The sequence below is a fragment of the Mesorhizobium sp. WSM4809 genome, assembly GCF_055811655.1.
Genome location: NZ_JBVVQW010000008.1, coordinates 161,729 through 185,114 on the forward strand (window position 1 = coordinate 161,729; position 23,386 = coordinate 185,114).

The 23,386-nt window shown below is 61.1% G+C and carries 23 protein-coding genes and 1 pseudogene; 19 read left to right on the forward strand and 5 right to left on the reverse strand.

All coding sequences use genetic code 11. The features are described 5' to 3' along the window. The first annotated feature begins 10 nt into the window (after positions 1 to 10). The 8 genes from AC0L24_RS21100 (at position 11) to AC0L24_RS21135 (ending at position 7,299) form a co-directional block, all read left to right on the forward strand. Entirely contained in the window at positions 11 to 1,111 is a 1,101-nt protein-coding gene (locus tag AC0L24_RS21100) for a CgeB family protein (RefSeq protein ID WP_127398006.1), read from the forward strand. Next, complete coding sequence (locus tag AC0L24_RS21105; protein WP_473564125.1) at positions 1,111 to 1,914, forward strand: sugar phosphate nucleotidyltransferase; 804 nt, start codon at positions 1,111 to 1,113, stop codon at positions 1,912 to 1,914. The genes AC0L24_RS21100 and AC0L24_RS21105 overlap by 1 nt, the downstream gene beginning before the upstream one ends. Before the next feature lie 2 nt (positions 1,915 to 1,916). Further along, entirely contained in the window at positions 1,917 to 2,678 is a 762-nt protein-coding gene (locus tag AC0L24_RS21110; protein ID WP_127326439.1) for a TIGR04290 family methyltransferase, read from the forward strand. Further along, positions 2,671 to 3,603 (forward strand): glycoside hydrolase 5 family protein, encoded by a 933-nt coding sequence (locus tag AC0L24_RS21115; protein WP_127380957.1) that lies wholly within the window; start codon positions 2,671 to 2,673, stop codon positions 3,601 to 3,603. The genes AC0L24_RS21110 and AC0L24_RS21115 overlap by 8 nt, the downstream gene beginning before the upstream one ends. A gap of 6 nt (positions 3,604 to 3,609) precedes the next feature. Continuing rightward, on the forward strand, positions 3,610 to 4,758 hold the full coding sequence (locus AC0L24_RS21120) for a glycosyltransferase (RefSeq protein ID WP_127809655.1): 1,149 nt from the start codon (positions 3,610 to 3,612) through the stop codon (positions 4,756 to 4,758). Between the two features lie 8 nt (positions 4,759 to 4,766). Next, positions 4,767 to 5,741, forward strand: a complete 975-nt coding sequence (locus tag AC0L24_RS21125; RefSeq protein WP_164873812.1) for a GNAT family N-acetyltransferase — start codon at positions 4,767 to 4,769, stop codon at positions 5,739 to 5,741. Positions 5,742 to 5,744: 3 nt separating this feature from the next. Then, on the forward strand, positions 5,745 to 6,659 hold the full coding sequence (locus AC0L24_RS21130) for a class I SAM-dependent methyltransferase (protein WP_127809654.1): 915 nt from the start codon (positions 5,745 to 5,747) through the stop codon (positions 6,657 to 6,659). Positions 6,660 to 7,122: 463 nt separating this feature from the next. Beyond that, a complete protein-coding gene (locus AC0L24_RS21135; RefSeq protein WP_127809653.1) occupies positions 7,123 to 7,299 on the forward strand; it encodes a hypothetical protein in 177 nt (58 codons plus the stop codon). On the opposite strand, the gene AC0L24_RS21140 is transcribed toward AC0L24_RS21135, so the two are convergent. Then, the gene (locus AC0L24_RS21140) at positions 7,300 to 7,863 is read right to left on the reverse strand and encodes a sigma-70 family RNA polymerase sigma factor (RefSeq protein WP_127326434.1); all 564 of its coding nucleotides are present in this window, start codon (positions 7,861 to 7,863) and stop codon (positions 7,300 to 7,302) included. Between the two features lie 290 nt (positions 7,864 to 8,153). On the opposite strand from AC0L24_RS21140, the gene katE reads away from it, so the two are divergent. Then, positions 8,154 to 10,265, forward strand: a complete 2,112-nt coding sequence (katE, locus tag AC0L24_RS21145; RefSeq protein WP_127809652.1) for a catalase — start codon at positions 8,154 to 8,156, stop codon at positions 10,263 to 10,265. A gap of 79 nt (positions 10,266 to 10,344) precedes the next feature. Here katE and AC0L24_RS21150 read toward each other — a convergent pair whose 3' ends face one another. The 3 genes from AC0L24_RS21150 to AC0L24_RS21160 form a co-directional block, all read right to left on the reverse strand. Next, complete coding sequence (locus AC0L24_RS21150) at positions 10,345 to 10,833, reverse strand: hypothetical protein (protein WP_127397664.1); 489 nt, start codon at positions 10,831 to 10,833, stop codon at positions 10,345 to 10,347. 84 nt (positions 10,834 to 10,917) lie between these two features. Further along, a complete protein-coding gene (locus AC0L24_RS21155; RefSeq protein ID WP_473564126.1) occupies positions 10,918 to 12,204 on the reverse strand; it encodes an Nramp family divalent metal transporter in 1,287 nt (428 codons plus the stop codon). A gap of 440 nt (positions 12,205 to 12,644) precedes the next feature. Further along, positions 12,645 to 13,073, reverse strand: coding sequence for a LysE family translocator (locus AC0L24_RS21160; RefSeq protein ID WP_245481686.1), 429 nt, complete (start codon positions 13,071 to 13,073; stop codon positions 12,645 to 12,647). Between the two features lie 226 nt (positions 13,074 to 13,299). On the opposite strand from AC0L24_RS21160, the gene AC0L24_RS21165 reads away from it, so the two are divergent. The 10 genes and pseudogenes from AC0L24_RS21165 (at position 13,300) to AC0L24_RS21210 (ending at position 22,679) form a co-directional block, all read left to right on the forward strand. Then, the gene (locus tag AC0L24_RS21165) at positions 13,300 to 14,310 is read left to right on the forward strand and encodes an ATP-dependent DNA ligase (RefSeq protein ID WP_127809651.1); all 1,011 of its coding nucleotides are present in this window, start codon (positions 13,300 to 13,302) and stop codon (positions 14,308 to 14,310) included. A 95-nt stretch (positions 14,311 to 14,405) separates the two neighbouring features. Next, complete coding sequence (locus AC0L24_RS21170; protein ID WP_127809650.1) at positions 14,406 to 16,160, forward strand: thiamine pyrophosphate-dependent enzyme; 1,755 nt, start codon at positions 14,406 to 14,408, stop codon at positions 16,158 to 16,160. A 96-nt stretch (positions 16,161 to 16,256) separates the two neighbouring features. Then, on the forward strand, positions 16,257 to 17,138 hold the full coding sequence (locus AC0L24_RS21175) for a cytochrome c oxidase assembly protein (RefSeq protein WP_127809649.1): 882 nt from the start codon (positions 16,257 to 16,259) through the stop codon (positions 17,136 to 17,138). 299 nt (positions 17,139 to 17,437) lie between these two features. Beyond that, positions 17,438 to 18,025, forward strand: a pseudogene (gene coxB / locus AC0L24_RS21180) (cytochrome c oxidase subunit II); the annotation flags it as partial. After that, positions 18,002 to 18,352, forward strand: a complete 351-nt coding sequence (locus tag AC0L24_RS21185) for a c-type cytochrome (RefSeq protein WP_281040165.1) — start codon at positions 18,002 to 18,004, stop codon at positions 18,350 to 18,352. The pseudogene coxB and the gene AC0L24_RS21185, both read left to right, overlap by 24 nt. Continuing rightward, on the forward strand, positions 18,349 to 20,289 hold the full coding sequence (gene ctaD, locus AC0L24_RS21190) for a cytochrome c oxidase subunit I (protein ID WP_127809648.1): 1,941 nt from the start codon (positions 18,349 to 18,351) through the stop codon (positions 20,287 to 20,289). Before AC0L24_RS21185 ends, ctaD begins: the two co-directional genes overlap by 4 nt. After that, positions 20,286 to 20,888, forward strand: coding sequence for a cytochrome c oxidase subunit 3 (locus AC0L24_RS21195; RefSeq protein WP_127811353.1), 603 nt, complete (start codon positions 20,286 to 20,288; stop codon positions 20,886 to 20,888). Before ctaD ends, AC0L24_RS21195 begins: the two co-directional genes overlap by 4 nt. A 1-nt stretch (position 20,889) precedes the next feature. Then, positions 20,890 to 21,231, forward strand: coding sequence for a hypothetical protein (locus tag AC0L24_RS21200; protein WP_127266688.1), 342 nt, complete (start codon positions 20,890 to 20,892; stop codon positions 21,229 to 21,231). A gap of 222 nt (positions 21,232 to 21,453) precedes the next feature. Continuing rightward, positions 21,454 to 21,774: a hypothetical protein gene (locus AC0L24_RS21205; RefSeq protein WP_348629625.1), complete on the forward strand. Its 321-nt coding sequence runs from the start codon at positions 21,454 to 21,456 to the stop codon at positions 21,772 to 21,774. A gap of 101 nt (positions 21,775 to 21,875) precedes the next feature. Beyond that, on the forward strand, positions 21,876 to 22,679 hold the full coding sequence (locus AC0L24_RS21210; RefSeq protein WP_164873811.1) for a c-type cytochrome: 804 nt from the start codon (positions 21,876 to 21,878) through the stop codon (positions 22,677 to 22,679). On the opposite strand, the gene AC0L24_RS21215 is transcribed toward AC0L24_RS21210, so the two are convergent. Continuing rightward, positions 22,651 to 23,052: a c-type cytochrome gene (locus tag AC0L24_RS21215; RefSeq protein ID WP_164873810.1), complete on the reverse strand. Its 402-nt coding sequence runs from the start codon at positions 23,050 to 23,052 to the stop codon at positions 22,651 to 22,653. The genes AC0L24_RS21210 and AC0L24_RS21215 overlap by 29 nt on opposite strands. Positions 23,053 to 23,386: the final 334 nt, after the last annotated feature.

Consider the following 23,386-nt stretch of genomic DNA (forward strand, 5'->3'; position numbering starts at 1 on the left):
GATTTGCCGGATGCAGATGGTCATTTTCGGTCTTACCGTCACGTCTTCATGGGGTAACGGCCATGCCACCTTATGGAGGGGACTGATCAGAGCCCTCGCCCGGCGCGGCTGGTCCATCACCTTCTTCGAACGCGACACACCCTACTATGCCGGAACGCGCGATGTTGATCATCTGGACGGCGGCAACATCGTGCTCTATCCGGACTGGGAGGATATCCGCCGGGTCGCGGAGCAAACGATCAAACGATCGGATGTCGTTATCGTCACCTCTTATTGTCCCGATGCCGTGGACGCCTCGCGGCTGGCGCAGCAGGCAGGGCGCGGACTGCGGGTCTTCTACGATCTGGACACTCCGGTCACGCTTGCCCGCATCGAACAAGGTGAGCGTCCACCCTATTTCGGCCCCGAGGGTCTTGCCGATTTCGACCTCGTCCTGAGCTACACAGGCGGCTCGGCGGTCGACGCGCTGAAGGCGGTTCTGGGCGCGCGTCACGTGGTGCCGCTCTATGGGCATGTCGATCCGGATCAACACCGGCCGGCTACGCCGCGGGCCGAGTTCAAGGCCGATCTCTCCTATCTCGGAACCTACGCGCCCGATCGCCAGGCGGCCGTCGAGAATCTGCTGGTTCGCCCAGCTGCGCGCTTGGCGGACCAGCGCTTCATCATCGGCGGCGCACAATATCCGCAGGAATTCCCGTGGAGCGACAACATCTTCTTCGTCAGGCACCTTCCGCCGGCCGATCACCCGGCGTTTTTCTCATCCTCTCGTCTGACACTGAATGTGACCCGCGAGGCGATGGCGCAAAAGGGCTGGTGCCCTTCGGGCCGGTTGTTCGAAGCAGCGGCATGTGGAGTGCCTATCGTAACCGACACATGGCCGGGCCTAAGCAGCTTCTTCGAACCCGGCAGCGAGATCCTGCTGGCCCACGACACCGATGACGTGGTCGCGGCGCTCGCCTTACCCGCAGGAGAACTCGATGCTATCAAAACCCGTGCGCGCCAACGGGTTCTCGACGAACACACTTCTGGCCGGCGCGCGGCGGAGCTGGACCAGATTCTAAACGACGCCTTTCAAAGATCTCCCGGCGAACCGATGATGGAAGCAGTCTGATGTTGGGCATTGTGCCCGCTGCCGGGCGCGGCAGCCGCATTCAACCGCTCGGCTTCTCGAAAGAGCTGCTGCCGGTCGGCAGCCGGATCGATGGACAGACCGAGCGTCCCTGCGCCGTGAGCGAGTATCTGGTGCGGCGGATGGTGCACGCTGGCGTCGACAAGATCTGTTTCATCATTGGATCGGGCAAATCCGACATCCTCGAATATTACGCTGCCGGCTATGGTGAGGCCGCGGCTCTCTTCGTGGTGCAGCCCATTCCCGTTGGACTTTGCGATGCGATTTTTCGGGCAGCGCCTCTCGTCGCGTCCGATGAGGTCGTCCTGGTCGGCCTTCCCGACACGATCTGGTTTCCCGAGGACGGCTTCTGTCATTTGCCTGACGATCAGCTTTCATTTCTGCTCTTCCCGGTGGATCGTCCCGAATTCTTCGACGCCGTCGTTGTCGATGACCACGAGCGCGTGATCGAAATCCAGGTCAAGCAACAGGACGCCGCCACGAACTGGGTTTGGGGTGCGTTCAAGATGCCGGGCCAGATCCTGCATCAGCTTGCGGCACTCTGGCGTGAACGGGAATGCCGTGACGAATATATCGGCACGTTGGTCAACGCCTACCTTGCGGCCGGAGGTCAAGCCTCCGGCATCAAGGCTGGGTCCGCCTATGTCGATGTCGGCACTTTCAACGGCTATCGCACGGCCCTGCGGCTGCTCGAGGACGGCGCCGCACCCGTCCATCACCAACCCGCCACGATTATGCCAGGTGCCCGTTCGCATGTGCCTGTCGTTCCCGGCGAAGGAGCCTGATCATGCTGCATTCCCATGCCGAAATCCGCCGCCGTATCGATGCTCTCGGCCCGTGGTTCCACAACATGGAACTGGCGGGTGTCGAAACCGCTCCCAACCATTTTCTCGGCAATTATCCGCTGATCAAATGGCGCAAATTCGCCGAGGCCATTCCCGCCGATCTGACAGGCAAGACGGTGTTGGATATTGGTTGCAATGCCGGTTTCTATTCCATCGAGATGAAACGGCGAGGTGCTGCCCGTGTCCTCGGCATCGATTTCGATGAGGCCTATCTGGCGCAGGCCCGCTTTGCCGCCGAGATCGCCGATTGCGAGATCGAATTCCAGAAACTTTCGGTCTACGACGTCGGCGCCCTGAGTGAAACGTTCGATGTCGTGCTGTTCATGGGGGTGCTTTATCACCTGCGCCACCCCTTGCTCGCGCTCGACCTTATCCGTGAGCACGTCGCCGGTGACCTGATGATCTTCCAGTCCATGCAGCGCGGCAGCACAGATCTGCCCGAGATGGAAGAGAACTATCATTTCTGGACGCATGACCTGTTCGACCGGCCGGAATTTCCCAAGCTCCATTTCATCGAGCACCGCTATGCCGATGACCCGACCAACTGGTGGATACCCAACCGCGCCTGCACCGAAGCGATGCTGCGCAGCGCCGGCTTTGAAATCGTCCTGCATCCGGAGCAGGAGGTCTATTTCTGCCGCGCCGCCGGCGGCGCGGCCAGTGGGGGTCCCGTCTACCCCTCGAAAGGACAGCGCCATGATTGAAGCCGCGATGATCTGGAACGAGCCCAACAACAAATCGCATTGGGATCCCGAGCTCGATCCAGATTGGAGCCGCTTCGCCAGGATGGCAATCCTGGCGGCGGACGCAATCGCATCTGAAAACCCGGCTTTGACCAAAGTGCTCGGTGGCATCTCGCCGATAGATCCGGGGTTCATCACCCGCATGAAGGAATTCGGCGTGCTGGATCATGTCGATGCCGTCGCCGTGCACGGCTTTCCCCTCGACTGGAATCTGTGGCAGATCCAGGAATGGCCGCAGAAGATCGGCGAGATCGCGACCGTCACCGATCTTCCCATCTGGGTCAGCGAAGTCGGCGTATCGACCTTCGGCGCCGAGGAAATCCAAGTCTGGGGGCTCAAGCGCACAGCTGAATTGCTGCTCGGCAATGCGCCACGCATCCAATGGTACAGCCTCTACGATCTTCCGCGTGAATGGGAAGCAACGACGCGTCACCGCGAAGCCGAGGGCTCCTCTTATTACCGGCATTTCCATATGGGGCTGCTACGCCAGGACGGCACGCCAAAGCCCGCGCTGGAGGAATTCCTGCGCCATACACCCGCAATGGGCCTGGTGCAGTGGTTTCATTTCGAAGACCCGCGGCTGGACGATGCCGTCGCCTGGATGAAGCGGCTGGGTGTCACCAATATGCGTACCGGGCTTTCCTGGGCGGACAGTTTTCGGCCGAATGCGCTGGACTGGTTCGACCGGCAGATGGAAGCACTCGCCGATTTCGATGTGACGGTCACCTTCTGCTTCACACCTCAGCACCGCGGAATGATGCCCCACCACACCAGCCCGCCCCTGGTGCCGGAGGAGTTCGCTGAATTCTGTTCAACCATGATCCGCCGCTATGCGCCTGGCATGACATCCGCCTCGCTCCCCACGCAGCGGGCCTCGGCCGCGTGAAATGTCATGCTGCCCATGCATCAGATGCAGGACTTCGCGACGCCGTTGACGGGTGGGGATACGGCGCAGGGCAACGAGACGTGCCCAGGCGAGACACTCACCGTCCTCAATGTTGCCTACCCTCTCGCGCCCGTCGGCCCCGACGCTGTCGGCGGTGCCGAACAGGTTCTGTCGATGCTCGATCGGGCACTGGTTCAGGCCGGTCATCGATCTATCGTCATTGGCTGCCGAGGCTCCAGAACGAGCGGCACGCTTGTGGAAATACCGGCCGAAAACGGCGTACTCGACGAGGCGGCGAAGAGCCGCGCGCAACAGGCCCATCGCGAGGCGATCGCGGCTGCCCGTGCCCGATGGCCCATCGACGTGGTTCATCTGCACGGCATAGATTTCGACGCTTATCTGCCCGACGATGGTCCGACCTTGGTGACCCTCCACCTGCCATTGGATTGGTATCCGGCCGCGGCATTGCGCCCGACGCGCGGTGACCTCTGGCTCCATGCGGTCTCGCCCACCCAGCAGAAAACCGCGCCATCAGACGCCCGGCTGACGGCGCCGATTCCGAACGGCGTTGACATCGAAGCACTGACCCTGCTGCAGTCGAAGCGCGACTTTGCCCTTGTTCTAAGCCGGGTTTGTCCGGAAAAGGGCGTCCACCTGGCGCTCGACGCAGCCAAACAGGCAGATGTGCAACTGGTCATCGGCGGCAAGGTCTATCCCTATGAAATGCATACGCGGTACTTTCGCGATGAGGTCCAACCTCGCCTCGATGGCCGCCGCCGCTTCCTTGGTCCGCTCGGCTTCATCGCCAAGCGACGCATTCTCAATGCAGCGCGCTGTCTGGTCATTCCGAGTCTCGCAGCCGAGACCAGCTCGCTTGTGGCCATGGAGGCCCTCGCCTGCGGTACCCCGGTGGTCGCCTTTCCAAATGGTGCGCTTCCCGATGTCATAGAGCACGGCAGAACGGGCTTTCTCGTCGACACGGTCGACGAGATGGCCCAAGCCATTCTTGCGGCGCCCAGCTTGGATGCCGAGACATGCAGGGCCGAAGCGCGACGGCGGTTTTCGCTGGAACGGATGATCTCGTCTTACATGGACGCCTATCAGGCGCTGGCACAGCTTGGCACTGGTCGCCGGCGCTTCGCGGCGACGCCGTGAGCTAAACTGTGCTGCGCAGCGAAATCATCGGTGACCTCGCACAATTGGACGCCTTGACGCCGCACTGGTGGAAACTGTGGCAGCAGAGTCCCTCGGCGACTCCGTTTCAATCTCCCGCCTGGCTGGTGCCGTGGTGGCACGCATTCGCACCTGGTGAACTGGCGACGGTCGCGGTCTGGCGTGGCGACGATCTGGTCGGGCTGGCGCCATTCTACCTCGAGCATGGGATATCCGGTTCGAAGCTGCTTCCGGTCGGCATTTCGCTCAGCGATTATCTGGACATTCTGGCTGTCCCTGGGAGCGAAGCCGAGGTCGTCGACATTGTCGCCGAGTCGATCCTCTCGATCGGGTGGGCGCAATGGATCTTGTCGGACTTGCCGCAGGACAGCCTCTCCCTTGCGATGACGCATCCCGAGATCGATTGGCCGACCGCCCATGCCGCCTGCCCCGTGCTCGCCCTCGCCGGCGACGAAACGCTTGCAGGCTGCGTCCCCGCAAGACGCAGACGCCAGTTGCGTCGGGCGCGTCAAGCCGCATCAAGATGCGGCCGGATCGCGCTGTTGTCGGCAAGCGGCAGTCCGCAAACTTTCCTCGATCAATTGATCCGCCTGCACAATATGCGCTGGGCCGAACAAGGAGGCGGTGTGTTGGCCAACGCCGCCGTCGAGCAATTCCATCGGCTCTCACTTCCCTTGCTCGACGCTCACGGTCTGGTGCGATGCTGGCTGTTCGCGATCGATGGCGGAACCGTCGGCGCCTATTACGGATTTCACCACCGCGGCCGTGCCTATGCTTATCTCGGTGGTTTCGACCCTGCTTATGCCGAGGAGAGCCCAGGTGCGATCCTGATTGGCCACGCAATCGCGGAAGCGATCCGCGAAGATGCGCGCGAGTTCGATTTTCTGCGCGGCCAGGAGGCCTATAAATATGGCTGGGGCGCCGTCGACAGGTGGACGATGCGCAGGGTCTGGACGCGGAGTTGATGCATGAGTGTAACCGCACCGAAAGCCGCCCGGCGCACGACATCGGTCAGGCTGGCGGTTGAAGACTGCATGGCCGATGGCATTTGCGCCGAAGGTGTTCTCGTCAGGCTGGCGCTCCACCTGCCGCCCACAATTGGAGCGGCGGAATTGGCGGAGGTCGTGCTGAAGGTCCAGCCGGCGGATGCCGGCGACGCAGCAAGGCTGCGAAAGGTCGCCGGACTGCTGCGCTGCAAACCAGACGTCTTCGCCATGTTGCGGGCAACGGGTGGCGCCGTTCGGCATGAGCGCGATGAGGACGAGACGAATGTCGCTGTCGTCATGCGGCTGGCCTCCAGCTTCGATGCCGCGGCAGCGATTTCGGGAGCCGCGAGTGTCCAACTGGCATCCCTCGGCGATGAGGCAAGGCTCACAGTCACGACCAACGAAATCGTCGCATGGCTGGAAGCGCGAGGATTCACCGGAAGGGAACGGAGCATTCTCGACATCGGTTGCGGCATCGGCCGTTTCGAGCGCGCGCTGTGCAAATCCTTCAAGTGGATGGTCGGCATCGACATATCGCCGCGGATGATCTCCATCGCCTCCGAGCAATGCGCCGCACTCGGCAATGTCGAGTTGCGACAAACCTCCGGTCTCGATCTGTCCGAATTCGCCGATGCCAGTTTCGATTGCGTGCTGGCGGTGGACAGCTTTCCCTATCTGGTTCTGGCCGGCATGGCTGATCGGCATTTCGACGAAATTGCGCGCGTTCTGAAACGGCCGGGCTGGCTCGCCTTGCTGAACTATTCCTATCGCGGATCACTTCTCTCAGACCGCGATGATATCGGCCGTCTGGCGCAAGCTCATCAATTGCGGGTCCTCATCGACGGCGAGAAGCCGTTTCGGTCGTGGGATGGCAGCGCCTTTCTGCTCGCTGGGTGAAGCGGAACATTACAGCGCGATGCCAGTTCGGACGTCGAACAACGGGCACCGACGAGTGTACCCTATTTGAAGGAGGATAATCATGGCATCCGGCGGTAAAAAACAATTCGGCCGCAGCAGCCAGGCAAGAGTGCCGGCGCCGGCGCGATGACCTCCCTGGAGAGGGACAAGATCGAAGAAAACGCGGTCTTGTCGAATCGCAACAAGAAGCAGCATGGCCAGGAGCGCGGGCTGGACGGCAATCGGATCAAGCCCGATCAATATCAGGATCACGCCGCTGACCGATTGCCTAGGGATTGAACGCCACCGCCGCGCGTCCATGGCCCGGGACGACGAAGGAGCAGCAAGGAAATAAATCTGTGCAAGGGGCCGCTGGTGAGCTTCTTGGCGGCGGACACCGCCTTGTAATGCCAGGCGCTTATCACCACACTAGGATCAAGGGACCCGCTATCAAGAGAATGTGATGTCTCGTTCGAGCGACGATACCCCGGATCCGCATGTCGAGATGGCTGTGGATCAGGAGATTGCTTCCCTGCTGGCCGCCATAGAGCAGGAAAAAATTCCAGACCGCCTGACCAAGCTGGCGATCGAATTGCAGAACGCGCTCGTCGGGAAACGTCGGCGCGACGTGAAGAACTGACTATCTCCGGCCGTCGACCTCGACATCGAGCTGACCATCCGACAGCTGGTTTCGTCTTTCCATCAATGTCTGCAGCGAACTCTCCCCCAGGAATTCAAGGATGTTGGCGCGCGCACGGTTCAGGCGGCTTTTGACCGTCCCGACCGCGCAACCGCATATGTCGGCGGTTTCCTCGTAGCTCACTCCCAAAACGCCGATCAGCATCAGGACCTCGCGTTGGTGTTCAGGCAGCCTTTGAATGGCGCCGTGAACTTCCTTGCTCTGAACGGTCCATTCCTGGGTGGCTTCCGAAATTGGTCTCGAAGACGCGCAGTCGAGCAAGCCTGGCGATTCCCGGGCAGCGATCTTGACCCGGGTATAATAAGTGTTGCGCATGATGGTGAAGAGCCACGACTTCATGCGCGTACCGGGTTCGAACTTGTCGATGTTGGCGAGACCCTTGGTCAGTGTCTCCTGCACGAGATCGTCGGCGTCGTCGGGGACGCGGCAGAAGGTGCGCGCGAATGCCCGCAGAGCAGGTATCAGGTCAACGATGGAAACTTCATTGGTTTCCTGGTCGGCCAAAAGGCAGCCTCCGGATGACAATGGTCCAGCTCCCAGAAGAAAGAGTGTGTGAACGCAGCCCCAGCTAAATGCATGGAAGTTTGGTTCGTTCCTCCTGCTGGAGGCAACTCTTCATAAATTCTGCGCAGGCGGAGATATCTGTCATCCGATTGGCGCGCACCATCGCCGCAGCAGTCACGGCTCCACCGACAGCGGTGTCTTCAGCGTCCATTTTTACGGGAACAAAGCCGCTCACCGGCAGTTTGATGGCTTGACCACTTCAACCTTCCGGTATCGATCGAGGACCTGTCATGGCCAAATCCGCTCGCCCCTCCGCTCGCCAATCGGCAAGTGGACTGGATCAGAATAGCGCGCGCGGAAATGGCGGCGAGTTGCACCAGATCGCGGGGGACGAAACGCCTGCGCTCACGACGGCGCTCGGAACGCCTGTCTCCGACGACCAAAACACATTGCGGATCGGTGAGCGCGGACCATCGCTGATCGAAGACTTTCACTTTCGCGAGAAGATTTTCCACTTCGACCACGAACGCATCCCGGAAAGGGTCGTTCATGCCCGCGGCTATGGCGCGCATGGTTTTTTCGAGACCTACGAGTCACTTGCCAAATACACACGTGCCGACATTTTCCAGCGAGTTGGCGAAAAGACGCCGGCATTTGTTCGTTTCTCGACTGTTGCCGGCAACAAGGGCTCGTTCGATCTCGCCCGCGACGTGCGCGGCTTCGCGGTCAAGCTCTACACCAAGGAGGGCAATTGGGATCTGGTCGGCAACAACATCCCGGTCTTCTTCATCCAGGACGCCATCAAGTTTCCCGATCTGATCCACGCCGCCAAACAGGAGCCGGACCGTGCCTTCCCGCAGGCACAGACGGCGCACGACAATTTCTGGGACTTCATCAGCCTGATGCCGGAATCGATGCACATGGTGATGTGGATCATGTCGGATCGCGCGATCCCGCGTTCCTTCCGCTTCATGCAAGGCTTTGGTGTGCACACGTTCCGCCTCGTCAACGCGAAGGACGAATCCACCTTCGTCAAGTTCATCTGGAAACCGAAGCTCGGCATGCAATCGGTGGTCTGGAACGAGGCGGTCAAGATCAATGGCGCCGACCCCGACTTCCATCGCCGCGATCTGTGGGAGGCCATACAGGCCGGCAATTTCCCGGAATGGGAGTTGACGGTGCAACTGTTCGATCAGGCATTTGCCGACAGTTTTGACTTCGATATCCTGGACGCAACGAAGATCATTCCGGAGGAGATCCTCGAGCCAATTCCAGTCGGTCGGCTGGTGCTCGACCGGATGCCGGACAATTTCTTCGCCGAGACCGAGCAGGTTGCATTCATGACGCAGAATGTGCCGCCCGGAATCGATTTTTCCAACGATCCGCTTCTGCAAGGCCGCAACTTCTCCTATCTCGATACCCAATTGAAGCGACTGGGCAGCCCGAACTTTACCCATCTGCCGATCAATGCGCCGAAGTGCCCGTTCGCCCATTTTCAACAGGATGGGCACATGGCCATGCGCAATCCGGCCGGTCGCGCCAATTATGAGCCGAACTCATGGGGACTGGGACCGCGCGAGGATCCGCAGCGTGGCTTCCGTTCTTTCGCCGATGCCGAAGAAGGGCAGAAAGTACGTCTGCGCGCGGAGAGCTTCGCCGATCACTACAGCCAGGCCCGGCAATTCTTCAACAGCCAGACACCACCGGAGCAGCGTCACATCGCGATGGCGCTGACATTTGAACTGAGCAAGGTCCAGGCGCCGGCGATCCGCGAGCGCATGGTTTCGCATTTGTTGAACATCGATGAAACGCTGGCGACCACGGTCGCCGACAAGCTCGGCATCCGTGACATGCCCCAACCTGCCGAAGCCGCCGTTTCACCGCGCGATGACTTGCCGCCGTCGCCGGCGCTCAGCATCATCCAAAACGGGCCTGACAGTTTCGAGGGCCGCAAAGTCGGTGTCATGCTTAGCGATGGAGCCGATGTCGCGCTGTTCGAGGAACTTCGTTCCGCCATCGAAGCGGAAGGCGCGGTGATGGAGGTGGTTGCGCCCAAGGTGGGCGGCGTCGAAGCCGCCGACGGCACTCACATCGAGGCAAGGCACATGATCGACGGCGGTCCGTCCGTGTTGTTCGACGCGGTGGTGCTGCTCCTCTCCGAGGCGGGCGCCGAGTTGCTGGTTAAGGAGGCCGCTGCGAAGGATTTCGTGTCTGACGCGTTTGCGCACTGCAAGTTCATCGGCTTCACCCCGGGGGCCGAGCCGCTCCTGGCCAAAGCAGGCGTCGCTCCCGATGCCGATGAGGGGCTGATAGCATTGGATACGGCAGCCTCGGTCGAGACATTTGTGCAGTCGTGCCGCAAACTGCGGCTCTGGGCAAGGGAGGCGGCTGTAAAGCTTTGACGCGATAACAGCCGGCAAGATGCCGGCTGCCGCAATCTGGGTGGTTCGCCTCCTAGCCTTCTGGCACGGCGCGCTATGATTAGCTGCTCTTTCTAGCTGCTTGTTCTCGCTGCTTTTTCAAAACTTCGTCGGTTCCGACCAGCTTCTTCGCTCCACCCGGAATTGCTGTGGATACGACCGCAGGCGGATCGCTGGCCGGAAAAGAATCCTCCAATCCTGCCTGTAACTGATCCTCGAGTGTTTGGGGTTCTTCGGAGCGGCCGTGCGTTCTGCGACTTTCTATGTTCTCCAGCGGCTGTTTCTTTTTTGGCGAATCGTTCGCGTCTCGAATCAAGGAATATAACTGCTCGATCGCTAATTCCTTGATAGTTTCGAAGTCCGCACGATCGTCTTTTGCTTCTTCGATGCGATTGACCATGGCTTTCTCGAACCGCTCAAGACTTTCACTCCCACAGGCATGGGAAAGACGCAGCAAAGCCTCGTGCAGCATTAACGGAGCGAAATGGGCCGACGCCTCAAGCCTGAGTTGTCTTAGACGATCCGGAGTGGCGGCCTGCAACTTTGACATGGACATCTCCTCTCCCACAAGCGTCTCAACGAGAATTGACCGCCGATGTTCCACCGCGCCTGAACATCCTTCCCGCCCGGCGAGCTACAGGAACCAGCTTGCCACCAGTCCCGCCGACGCCGCAAAAATCGCCAGGATCGTCACGCCGCCCAGGATGTTCGTGCTTGTGCTGTTGACCTTGTCGCCCATGATTTTGCGGTTGTTGGTCATGATGAGGATGAGAAGCAGCAGAGGTGGCGTTGAAAATCCTTGCACAATGCCCGACCAGACCAGGGCCTTCATCGGGTTGAAGCCGAAGAAATTGAGGCCCACCGCCACCAGCGTTATGATCCCGATCACGATGTAGAATTTGGGAGCCTGGCGGGGTTTGGAATGCAGGCTATTCTTCCATCCCATCGCCTGAGCGAAATCGAAAGCGGCGCCAGCGGTCATGATCGGCACGGCCAGAAAGCCAACGCCAATTACACCGGCCGCAAACAGAATGCTGGCAGCGTCGCCGGCAAGCGGCCGCAGCGCTTCGGCCGCCTGTGCCGCTGTCTCGATCTGCGTCTGCCCGGCCTTGTAGAGCGTCGAACCTGTCGAAAGAATGATGAAATACATGATCAGATTGGAGAACGTCATGCCGATCAGGATGTCGCGGCGGGATCGGCGCAGTTCGCTCTCCGTGGCGCCTTTGCGCTCTTCGAGGCTCGTTCGACCCTTGGCTATCTCCTCCTCCACCTCCTGATTGGACTGCCACGTGTAAAGGTATGCGGAGAGCGTGGTCCCGATGATGGCCACGAGGATGGACAGGTATTCGCGGCTGAATTCGATTTTTGGCAATAGCGTGCCGCGCAGAACGGAGGCTGCATCCGGTTTGGCAAGCACCGCGGAGACCACATAGGCAAGCAGAGCCAGAGCCAGCCACCGGAACACATTTCGGATCAATTTATACGATCCGAACACCTGCAGGGCAAAAATGACCACCGCAACGGCAATGACGACCAAGGGAGCAGGCAGAGGAACGAACAGCACGATGGCCGCCGACATGGCGCCAAGATCTGCGGCTGCCTCGATCGTGTTGCCAATCAGCACGCCCACCAGCACGGACCATAGCAGCCAACGCGGATAGAAGTGCGATATGACCTTGAAAAGCCCGCGACCCGAAACCTGGCCTAGTTTGGATGAAAGATAGACGACGACATACATCATCGGCAGCGTGACAGGTGCCGTCCACAGCAGGTCAGGCCCGAACCGCGCTCCGGCGCTCGCGTAGGTACCGATGGCCGAGCAGTCGTCATCGGCCGCGCCGGTGATCAGACCAAGCCCGAGAGCCCGAACGACGCCGCCCTTTTTTTGCCCGCTTGCCACGCAAGAAATCATGACGAACATTCCAATCGGACGGCGATGAAGCAGCCGTTTCAAGCTGCATTGAGATCGAGGCTCGAACCTCTGGTCAGGCTTTTTGTTCCTGGACCAGTCCCGGCCCGCGACGACGTTTCATCCGATGCGGGTTCTTTCGGCGGAGCCGGACATCCAAGCGAATGCTCCGCTCCACTGAAGAAGGGTGTCGGAGCCTGTCATTCAGGCGACTTGGCACAAAACTTTCCCCTAAAGAAAATCCCGCGGCGCCAAAGTCGAGTGTTCGGCCCAGCCCGTTCATCCGCTTGGTCAGCGGCTCGTACCGCCGCCGATCGCCATCCGTAAGCCGAGGCCGATGATGAGACAGCCGGCGAGCCGCTGCTGCCAAAGCCTTGCGCGAGGGTGCCGCATGACCCATGCGCCGGCCGCGCCCGATGCCAAGGCATAGGCTCCCAGCACCAGCACACCGGTTATCTTCTGTGTTGCGCCAAGCAGCACCAGCTGCAACGTGACGGAGCCCCTGTGCGGATCGACAACTGCGGCAGGAACGCAACCATGAACATCAAAGGCCAGGGATTGCTCAGATTGGCGATCATTCCTTCCTGGGCGGCGGCGAGCGGCCGCAGGGCCTTGAGGTCACCTGTGGGAATGGTTGCCGAGGATGAAAGCAGCAGCCGGACACCCAGCCAGACGATGTAGGCCGCCCCGGCCCATCGAAGCAGATTGAACGCCAGGGGCGAGGCGTGGACAAGCGAGGACAGGCCGAATGCAATCAGCGGAAGCTGCACAAGTCCGGCGCCCAGCGTCATGCCGAGCACCGTGAACAGCGCCACGTCGCGCCCCTGTCCAATGCCGCGGGCCATCACCAGCATGCTGTCGGGACCTGGCGGCACCTGCATGAGAATGACGGTTCCGACAAAAGCTATCCACAATGAGGGATCGATGGGGCATCTCCGTTAGCGCTGCCGATGACATCAAAGCGGCCAGCCGTCATCCGGGTTCCGCGGCAAATGAAAATGTCCCATCGCGAAGAACCAGGCATGAACCGTCAGATGGAACGCGGTGCCAGTCCTGGAAGTTGAAAAAAGCCGGAGCCGTTCCTGAACCGGTTTTGGAGGCCTACCCGTGCATGAACCAATAAACGCCTTCCCGCTCCCGCTGGACACGTCTCCGATGGAGGCCAAGCTTGCCGATGAAATCCCCCGGGATGGAAACCGCTGGCAGTACGAGCCCAAATGGGACGGTTTTCGCTGCCTGGCTTTCAAGAGCGACGACACCGTTGACCTGCGCGCCAAATCCGGCAAGCCGCTCGGCCGCTATTTTCCGGAAATCACGGACATTTTGCGTGACCTCAAGCGCGGGCACTTCGTCATCGACGGCGAGATTGTCATTGAGGTTGACGGTGAGCTTTCCTTCGAGGCGCTGCAGATGCGCCTTCACCCGGCACAAAGCAGAATCCGCAAACTGAGTTCGCAGACGCCTGCCAGTCTGATCCTCTTCGACATGCTTGCCAGGCCGGGCGGCGAGGTCATCACGGGCAAGCCACTTGTGGAACGGCGGCGAGCGATCGAGGACTTGGTGACCTCCTCGAACAGTCCAGATCTTCGCCTGTCGAAGTGCACTTATGATGCAGCCACGGCGGCTCGATGGCTACACGGCTCCGGCCATGCATCGACCGACGGCATCATGGCCAAAGTGCTTGATGGGCATTATCTGTGCGGCGAACGTGCGATGGTGAAGGTAAAGCCGAGGCGCACCGCCGATTGCGTTGTCGGCGGTTTCCGTTATCTCGCGGACAGTCGTGAGGTTGGCTCGCTGCTCCTCGGCCTCTACAATGACGACGGCAAGCTCGATCACGTCGGCTTCACGTCGACCATCGCCAGGACCGACAGAGGAGCGCTCACGCGCCGGCTGGAAGGGCTGCGGTCAGAGCCCGGATTCACCGGCAAGGCGCCCGGCGGCCCGAGCCGCTGGAGCACGGAGCGCAGCGGACAATGGGAACCCTTGCAGCCTGAACTGGTGGTGGAGGTCCGCTTCGACCACGTTACCGGCAATCGGTTCCGCCACGGCACCAAACTGCTGCGCTGGCGCCCCGACAAGGCGCCACGGCAATGCACGTTTGAGCAGATCGAATAGACCGCTCCTGGAAGATCGCTTCCACGATTTATTGTGACGAAGGAACCAACTCGGGATTCACCGGTTCGGACACCATCCACCGGAGCTACCCCGACATGCCAAATGCAGCAGAAATTCTCATCGATACGCTCGTCGCCTGGGACGTGGAGGTGGTGTTCGGCTTGCCGGGAGACGGCATAAACGGCGTCATGGAAGCGTTGCGGACGCGGCGCGACAAGATTGCCTTCGTTCAGGTCCGGCATGAAGAGTCGGCTGCCTTCATGGCATGTGCGTATGCCAAGTGGACAGGAAAGCTGGGCGTGTGCCTTGCGACGTCCGGTCCCGGCGGAACACATCTTCTGACCGGCCTCTATGACGCCAAGCTCGACCAGGCTCCGGTGCTGGCGATTACGGGCATGCAGTTCCACGATCTGATCGAGACGTTCACGCAACAGGATGTCGATCTGACGCGCGTGTTCCACGATGTCTCCGTTTACAATGCACATGTCGCCGACGCCGCGCATATGGAAAACGTCGCCAGCCTTGCCTGCCGAACCGCGCTGGCGCGCAAGGGCGTCGCCCATCTTTCGATTGCCAGCGACATCCAGGAGCAGGAGAGCGATCCGTCGAAGCGCTCCAAGCGCAATCGCCCGGCGCACACGCCGCAGGATATGTTCGCCGGTCACAGCGTACCGCTGGAGGTTGAGCTCGACAAAGCCGCCGCCATTCTCAATGACGCTTCGCGGGTTGCGATCCTGGCCGGACGCGGCGCCATCGGCGCGGCCGCCGAACTCGAACACACGGCGCGCCTGTTGCAGGCGCCTGTCGCGAAGGCCTTGCTGGGCAAGGCGGTGCTGCCGGACGACCATCCTTACACCACCGGCGGGATCGGCATTCTTGGAACCCTGGCTTCGCAAGAGGCGATGGAGAGCTGTGACGCGGTGCTGATTGTCGGTTCGACCTTTCCCTATATCGAATACTACCCGCAGCCCGGGCAGGCCCGTGGCGTCCAGATCGACAGCGATGCGCAGCGGATCGGCTTGCGCTTTCCGGTCGAGGCCGGCCTTGTCGGCGACGCGGCCGAGACATTGCGCGCGCTCAACCAACGTCTGACGCAGAAGCCCTCCGATGAATTCCTGCACCGTTCCCAGGAGACCATGAGAAAATGGCGCGAGATGATGCGGCAGTCGGAAGACATGCAGGCGCAACCCTTGAAGCCACAAGCGATTGCCCGGGCGTTCGGACAACGGTTGGCCGACGACACAGTGCTGGCCACGGATTCCGGTCAGAACACGGAGTTGGCCGCACGCCATGTCGATCTTCGCAGCGGCCAGGCATTCGGGGTGTCCGGATCGCTGGCGTCGATGGCTTGCGGTCTCGCCTACGCCATCGCTGCCGGCATCGCGTTCCCCGGTCGACCGATTGCCGCCATCGTCGGGGATGGCGGCTTTGCCATGCAGCTTGGCGAATTCTCGACGGCGGTGCGCTACAAGATCCCGCTGAAGGTTCTGGTGATCAAGAACAACATGCTCAATCAGATCGCCTGGGAGCAGATGATGTTTCTGGGCAATCCGCAATTCGGTTGCGAATTGCAGCCGATCGATTTTGCCATGGCGGCGGAAGCAATGGGCGCAAAGGGTTTTCGCATCGAGCGGGCCGATCAGATCGAGACGGTTCTCGACCAGGCTTTCGCCACGCAAGGCCCAGTCGTGATCGAAGCGCTGGTAGATGCGTATGAGCCGCTGATGCCGCCCAAAATGCCGGCAGACTACGCCAAGAACTTCCGCCAGGCCCTGCCGCGGACGCCGGGACACGAACGCATAGAAGAAAACATCGCCCGGGAGCCGGCGAAATCGATGATGGACGCCTAGAGGCACGGAGGTGAGAACAGCGCCTCAGTGGCTTCAATCTGGATCTTTCCAGATGAACCGGAGCTCCGGTGCTCTTCCGGCTGACGGATGCGGATCATGAGCTTCGACGCGCTCTTTTCGACCTCGATCTGCTATGGCAACGGCGCCCCGCAAGCCGGTTGGACACTGGCGCTTCCAATCACATTGCCGCTCCTGGCAGTCGTGTCGCTCTATACAGCGGGCGCCAGCCGACTGTGGCGACGGAGCGGACGCGGACGTCGCTTGCGATCACGGCAGGACTTCCAGTTTGCTGCCGGCTGGGCCGTCCTGGCGTTCGCCCTTGTAAGCCCGATCCATGCGTTGGGCGAACATGTGTTTGCGGCGCACATGATCGAGCATGAATTGCTGATGGCGGTCGCAGCGCCTCTGCTGGTTGCCTCCCGCCCGACAGCGGCGATGATGTGGGCACTGCCGGTACAGCTGCGCCAGATATTCGGAGCGGCCGGACATGCAAATACGCTTCGGGCGATCTGGTCGTTCATCAGCCGCCCTGTGGTCGCGACCGTCCTGCACGGAGCCGCGATATGGATTTGGCATGTCCCGGCGCTGTTCGAGGCTGCCCTCCAGCAGGGTTTCCTGCACTATGCCCAGCATGCGAGCTTCCTCGGTACCGGGCTTTTGTTCTGGTGGGTGCTGCTGCCTCGCCCTGGCCGCGAGCACGCTTGCGGCAATGCGGTGATGCATCTCTTCTTCACCTCGCTCCACACCGGGCTGCTCGGGGTTTTGCTCGTCGTCTCGCCAAAGCTGTGGTATCCGGCTAATGCCGTCGGCTCGGATCTGTGGGGGCTCAGCCCGCTCGAGGACCAGCAACTTGCAGGCTTGATCATGTGGATTCCCGCTGGCCTGATCTATGGCGGAGCCGCACTGCTCTCGGTCGCTTTCTGGATTCAAACGAGCAGCCGGCGGCATCAGGCTCCCCAGGAGTTGCGCATCGTCTAACCCGCACCGCTTCACGTCGGTTTTCACCGGGCGGTGTTGCCAAGCATCCTTTTTCAGCCAGCTGCGTTATGGCCTTGGCAACGATGGTGGATTCTTCATGGCGAGGTGCATGAGTCCGTTGGCCCGCTCTCGCAGGCGGACATGACCGCAAATGTCGCTTGCCTTTACATGTCCAACGCAAATCCTGACTGGCATTGTTCCGGGAAAGGCTGCGCAACCGCGTTTGAGGTGGGTCAGCGCAGCGTCGACGTTGCGGCGATCGGCAATCGGCCCTCCATGCACACGGTGCGAACGCCCGGAGAATCCTTGATCTGATCTGGTCTTTCAGCGCAGTCGCGGCGGCCACGTGGCTGCTTGTCATGCTGGTCTTGGCGGCAGCGCTTTTGCGTCGCCGCCTCTCCGAGACAACGCGCTCGCCGCTCGAGATCGATTCACATCAGGAGCGCCGATTTACCCGCGCTGTCGGCAGCGCCGTTGCGCTGACCGTTCTGGTGCTCGTCATGATGACGATAGCGAGTTTTTTCGCCGGCAAATCCATTGCTTCGCTGAGCGGAACGGAAACGCTTGCCGTGCGGATCACGGGGCACCAATGGTGGTGGGAGGTCCGGTATGCCGGTAATGATCCCTCGCAATCGATCGTCACGGCAAATGAAATCCATGTCCCGGTTAGCGAACCGGTCAAGGTCGAACTCGATTCGCTCGATGTTATTCATAGCTTCTGGGTGCCGAACCTTGCCGGTAAGCGCGATCTCATTCCGGGCCGGCCAAGCCAGCTTACCCTCATCGCCGATAAGCCCGGCATCTATCGTGGCCAGTGTGCCGAATTCTGCGGCTATCAGCACGCCCATATGGCCATCACCGTCATCGCGGAAAGCCGCGAAGCGTTCGACGCATGGCAATCCAGGCAAAACGCCGTCGCATCCGCGCCTGGCGGCGAGGAAGAACGCCGCGGCCAACAGGCATTTCTTTTCACCGGCTGTGCGCTCTGCCATACGATAAGAGGCACGCCTGCCAGCGGAACGGTCGGTCCTGATCTTACGCATCTCGCCAGCCGACGTGCACTGGCCGCAGATACGCTGGCCATGACCCCTGGCGCGCTCGCCGCCTGGATTGCCGATCCACAGTCGGTAAAGCCCGGCGCCAAGATGCCGCGCATTGCCCTTAGCGCCGACGATCTCAACGCGGTCGTCGCCTATCTCGGAAGCCTCGAATGAGCGGCTTTGGGAGAAAGCCGGCCGAGCATACCCAGGAGGGCCTGAAAGGCATCCGTGACACCGGCCTCGAAGAGGTGAGACTGCGCGCCTTTCTGGGGCATGCCTGGCGAACGCCGAAAGGCTTCTACGGCTGGCTGGTCACGGTCGATCACAAGCTGATCGGACGGCGCTATATCGTGACGGCTTTCCTGTTTCTCATCCTTGCGGGTCTATCAGCGCTCGCCATGCGTTTCCAGCTTGCCCAGCCTGAGGCCGGCCACATCGGCCCCGATCTCTACAACCAGCTGTTCACCATGCATGGCACGACGATGATGTTTCTGTTCGCCGTGCCGGTGATGGAAGCTTTCGCCATTTACCTGGTGCCGCTGATGATCGGCACTCGCAATGTCGCCTTTCCGCGGCTCAATGCATTCAGCTACTGGGTCTATCTTTCCGGCGGGCTGATGATCTGGATCGCCTTCGCCTTCGAAACCGGTGCGGATGCCGGCTGGTTTTCCTACGTACCGCTCGCCGGACCCGAATATGGCATCGGCAAGCGCCCCGATTTTTGGGCGCAGATGGTGACCTACACTGAAGTGTCCGCGCTCGCGGTAGCGGTCGAGATCATCGCGACAGTGTTCAAACAACGTGCTCCCGGCATGTCGCTTGACCGCATCCCGCTCTATGTCTGGTCCGTCCTCGTCACGGCTTTCGTCATCCTGTTCGCCATGCCGGCCGTGATGGTCTCGAGCACAATGCTGATCCTGGACCGCCTGGTCGGCACGAAATTCTTCGATCCCGCTGCAGGCGGCGATGCACTGCTGTGGCAGAATCTGTTCTGGTTCTTCGGCCATCCCGAGGTCTACATCATCTTCATTCCGGCGACCGGCTTCGTCTCCGCGATCCTGCCGACCTTCGTTCGCCGCCCGATCTTTGGCTATCTCGGGATCGTCCTGTCGTTGATCGCGATCGGTTTTCTTTCCTTCGGCCTGTGGGTGCACCACATGTTCGCTACCGGCCTGCCGCAGCTCGGCGAAAGCTTCTTTACCGCTTCCTCGATGATGATCGCCATTCCGAGCGGCATTCAGATCTTCTGCTGGATTGCGACGATCTGGGGCGGCCGGCCGATCTTCGCCACGCCCATGCTTTTCGTGCTCGGCTTCATCTTCACCTTTGTGATCGGCGGCCTGACCGGGGTCATGGTCGCCTCGGTGCCGCTCGACCTGCAGGTACACGACACCTATTTCGTGGTTGCCCATTTCCACTATGTGCTGGTCGGGGGCGCCGTCTTCCCCCTGCTCGGCGCCGTTTACTACTGGTTTCCCAAGATCACCGGACGCATGCTGTCCGAGAGGCTCGGCCGCTGGAATTTCTGGCTCGTCTTCCTCGGGTTCAATCTCACCTTCTTCCCCATGCATATTTTCGGTCTGCAAGGCATGCCGCGCCGCGTTTATACGTATCCGCCGGCGAGCGGCTGGGGCGAGATGAACCTCTTCATCAGCCTCTCTTCACTGGTGGTGTTCGCCGGCTTTGCGCTTTTCTTCCTGAACCTCCTGCTCAGCCTTCGCAACGGCCGCATTGCCGGAGACAATCCCTGGGGCGCGAGCACGCTCGAATGGGCGACGACATCGCCGCCGCCCTCCTACGATTTTTCGCGGCTGCCCGTGGTAACTCACCTCGAACCGCTTTGGGCCGAGCCCGATACGCTTCCCGTGGTCGAGGGTCTGCGTGTCGACGCACGCGAGGTGCTCGCCGGCACGGTCGCCGATGCGGTGCCGCAACTAAGGGTGCCATCGGCTGACAACTCCATCTGGCCGCTTCTGTCGGCCATTGCGGTGGGCGGTGCATTTCTCGGTTCGATATACACGCCATGGGCGGTGGTCTGGGGAGCGATCCCGGTTTCGATCGGCTTCATCTGTTGGTTCTGGCCGAAAGGCGAGCCGGAGGACGAGGAATGAGGCACCGTCCCGTCGCCGACGTCAGCCACCTGCCCACATATGATTTCGGGTCGGCGAGCCCGATGTGGTGGGGAACCCTTGCCTTCATTGCTCTCGAGGCAACAGGTTTTGCCTTGGCGATAGGCACCTACTTCTATTTGGCCGTGCTGGCCCGGCATTGGCCCATCGGAGCCCCGGCGCCAGATTTGCTGCCGGGCACGGCAGTGTTGATCATTCTGGTTGCGAGCGTCGTGCCCAACCACCTGATCGAGTTTTGGGCGCGTCGCCAGGACCTCGCGAAAGTTCGCCTTGGCATGGTCGTCATGTCGGTCGTCGGGATTCTTCCGCTGATCGTTCGCATCTGGGAATTTCCGGCTCTGCGGATTTCCTGGGATCAGAACGCTTACGGATCGATCGTGTGGTTCCTGCTTGGACTGCATACCACGCATCTTCTTAGCGATGTCGGCGACACGATCGTCCTGGCGGTTCTCATGTTCACGCAAAAAGGCAAGGCGGGCCGCCGCTTCAGCGACGTCTCGGACAATGCGTTCTACTGGGACTTCGTCGTCGTCTCATGGGTCGTGCTCTATCTTGTTATCTATTGGGCTCCGAGGATGTGAGATGCAGGCGATCCGTACCGGCGTTTCCTGGGCAGGCCTGGTCAGCGGGCCAGTTGCATGGGCAATAGCCCTGCAGCTCGATTACTCCATTGCATCCTGGCAGTGCCATGCCGGCTTTCGTCCCACTGCCTTGTTCTCATTGATAGGCGCCGCTGTCGCCCTGGCAGGCACGCTCCTGTCGTGGCACGCCGTTCATGACCGCGGGCATGGTACGATCCCGCCCCGGAAGGCGCGCACGCGCGCGTTCCTTGCCAGGACTTCGGTGGGCATCGGGGCGCTGTTCACGCTCATCTTGCTGGCGCAAGTGGTGGCAGGGCTGATCTTCAGCGGGTGCGAACTGTGACGACGCCAAAGACGCGGAGATTGGCCATCCGCCGCCGGTACGCGCTTTGGCCTGCCACGGGCATTCCATTCCCAGCCGTCATTTCTCGGGCGGTCGTCGTAGGCGCTTTGCACCGAGCTGCGGGCGAGCGAAATCCAGAGGGGTGAATATCTCACGCGAGCGGCCGACTGCATCGGCTGTCACACGTCCAATCCGAGCCGCCCCTTCGCTGGAGGCTATCGCGTGCCGACACCCTTCGGCGATGTATACTCGACCAACATCACACCAGATCTCGAAACGGGCATCGGACGCTATTCCGCGGACGAGTTCGTGCGAGCCGTGCAGAAAGGTATCAGGCGCGACGGAGCCGATCTCTACCCCGCCATGCCCTATGACAGCTTCGCCGCAATGAGCCGCGAGGACGTGCTTGCGATCCGGGCCTATCTCCTTGCGCAGCCGCCGATTTCCCAGCCGCGGCCGCGAAACATTCTGCCTTTTCCATTCACGCTGGACGGTTGCGCTGTGGAAGCTCACGAACCTCCAAAGCGGCAGTTTCACGCCTGATCGGAGCCGGACCGCCGCATGGAACAGGGGAGCCTACCTTGTCGAGGTGCTCGGCCACTGCGGTGCCTGCCACACGCCAAGGAATGCGACGTTCGGCATGGATGAAGACCACAAGCTTGCCGGCGGCACCGCCGGCATCTGGCAACATCACCAGCGACAAGATCGCAGGCGTCGGCGGCTGGAGCAACGAAGAGTTGTCTCGATTCCTCAAAACCGGCGTCGTGCCCGGGAAGGCCTACGCGGGCGGGCCGATGGCGGAAACGGTCATGAACAGCCTGCAGCATCTTTCCGACGACGACATCCAGGCTATTGTCGCCTATCTCAGGGACGTGCCCGCCCAACCGGGGGACGAGAAGCAGCCGCGTTTCTCATGGGGTAACGCGGCCGCGGCAGACGGCGATGCTGGAACCGAGGGGATGACGCAAGGCAGCGGAACCGCAACCGGCGATGATCTCTATCGATCGCTCTGTTCGACGTGCCATGGGGCGAACGGAGGCGGATCATCAGACGGATCCTATCCGTCCTTGACCCGTAACAGCACCCCCGGCGCGGCCACGCCCGAGGATGTCGTCATGACCATCCTTGAAGGCGTCAAAGCTGGTGACGTGGCCGGGCGTCAATCGATGGCGGCCTTCGGCGGCTGGCTGGACGATGGCCAGGTGGCAGCTCTTGCAAATTACGTCACCGCGCGGTTCGGAAATCCCGACCTCAGCGTCACTGCGGCCGATGTACGCCAGATGCGGGCAGGAACGACAACCAGCCAGACGATCATGATTCTGGCGGCTCAATCACTTGTAGCGGGCGCCGCCGTGTTGATGCTTGGCCTGCTGCTTTTGCTGGCAAGACGCCTGCGCCGTGGGGCGACTTCAGCGCGCCTCATGTTCGCGCATAGAGATAGGCGGTAATGTCGCGCGCCTCTTGAGGCGACAGATTTGTATTGGGCATGGCCGTCTTCGGGTCAACGTCCCGCGCCCTGCTGATCCAGCGCATCATCGCATCCGGGGTGGCTCGCGACGGCCCGGTATATCCTCTTTCGACGACGCCTTGCAGGGATGGACCGACGGTGCCACGGGCGCCGGGCACTCCCGGGATTTCGTGACATCCGCCACAGCCGTTGCGGATCATTGCCGGGACGGCCCGGTCAGGGTCGCCACCGATGGCCTGTGCAATGGTGGTTTCCCGGAGATTGTCGCCGCGGACCAAATTGACGGCGCAAACTACCGGAACAATGGCGATTGCCGCGGATACGCCTGCCACCCAGGGCAGCGCGGATGGCATCAACCTGACGGGTTGTCGGCTCATCCGCGCCGGCTGCCGCAGTCGCAAGACGCGGCCCGGTGGCCGCTGCAAGCGCCCTCAAACGCCCGATCATCCCCGGATCTCGCTGGAAACAACTCAATCATCGCGACGAAAATCATACCAGCGGGCCGAACACGAATGTAGCCAGCAGAACAAGGAAAATCACAGCGGTAACTGCGATCGCCCACATGACGATCCTTCTTGTCCCCCGTTGCTCTTGCTTGCGAGAGATATCTTCTGACACAGTACGAAATCCTTGCTGCAAAATTCAACTGACGATAAGGCTCGGCATCTGCATGAGCCGGACCTGCCG

Coding starts and splice junctions, on each gene's coding strand:
- AC0L24_RS21100 (WP_127398006.1), top strand. CDS start 11: ATGCAGATGGTCATTTTCGGTCTTACCGTCACGTCTTCATGGGGTAAC.
- AC0L24_RS21105 (WP_473564125.1), top strand. CDS start 1,111: ATGTTGGGCATTGTGCCCGCTGCCGGGCGCGGCAGCCGCATTCAACCG.
- AC0L24_RS21110 (WP_127326439.1), top strand. CDS start 1,917: ATGCTGCATTCCCATGCCGAAATCCGCCGCCGTATCGATGCTCTCGGC.
- AC0L24_RS21115 (WP_127380957.1), top strand. CDS start 2,671: ATGATTGAAGCCGCGATGATCTGGAACGAGCCCAACAACAAATCGCAT.
- AC0L24_RS21120 (WP_127809655.1), top strand. CDS start 3,610: ATGCTGCCCATGCATCAGATGCAGGACTTCGCGACGCCGTTGACGGGT.
- AC0L24_RS21130 (WP_127809654.1), top strand. CDS start 5,745: ATGAGTGTAACCGCACCGAAAGCCGCCCGGCGCACGACATCGGTCAGG.
- AC0L24_RS21135 (WP_127809653.1), top strand. CDS start 7,123: ATGTCTCGTTCGAGCGACGATACCCCGGATCCGCATGTCGAGATGGCT.
- katE (WP_127809652.1), top strand. CDS start 8,154: ATGGCCAAATCCGCTCGCCCCTCCGCTCGCCAATCGGCAAGTGGACTG.
- AC0L24_RS21150 (WP_127397664.1), bottom strand. CDS start 10,833: ATGTCAAAGTTGCAGGCCGCCACTCCGGATCGTCTAAGACAACTCAGG.
- AC0L24_RS21155 (WP_473564126.1), bottom strand. CDS start 12,204: ATGTTCGTCATGATTTCTTGCGTGGCAAGCGGGCAAAAAAAGGGCGGC.
- AC0L24_RS21160 (WP_245481686.1), bottom strand. CDS start 13,073: ATGCAGGTGCCGCCAGGTCCCGACAGCATGCTGGTGATGGCCCGCGGC.
- AC0L24_RS21170 (WP_127809650.1), top strand. CDS start 14,406: ATGCCAAATGCAGCAGAAATTCTCATCGATACGCTCGTCGCCTGGGAC.
- AC0L24_RS21175 (WP_127809649.1), top strand. CDS start 16,257: ATGAGCTTCGACGCGCTCTTTTCGACCTCGATCTGCTATGGCAACGGC.
- ctaD (WP_127809648.1), top strand. CDS start 18,349: ATGAGCGGCTTTGGGAGAAAGCCGGCCGAGCATACCCAGGAGGGCCTG.
- AC0L24_RS21195 (WP_127811353.1), top strand. CDS start 20,286: ATGAGGCACCGTCCCGTCGCCGACGTCAGCCACCTGCCCACATATGAT.
- AC0L24_RS21200 (WP_127266688.1), top strand. CDS start 20,890: ATGCAGGCGATCCGTACCGGCGTTTCCTGGGCAGGCCTGGTCAGCGGG.
- AC0L24_RS21210 (WP_164873811.1), top strand. CDS start 21,876: ATGAAGACCACAAGCTTGCCGGCGGCACCGCCGGCATCTGGCAACATC.
- AC0L24_RS21215 (WP_164873810.1), bottom strand. CDS start 23,052: ATGCCATCCGCGCTGCCCTGGGTGGCAGGCGTATCCGCGGCAATCGCC.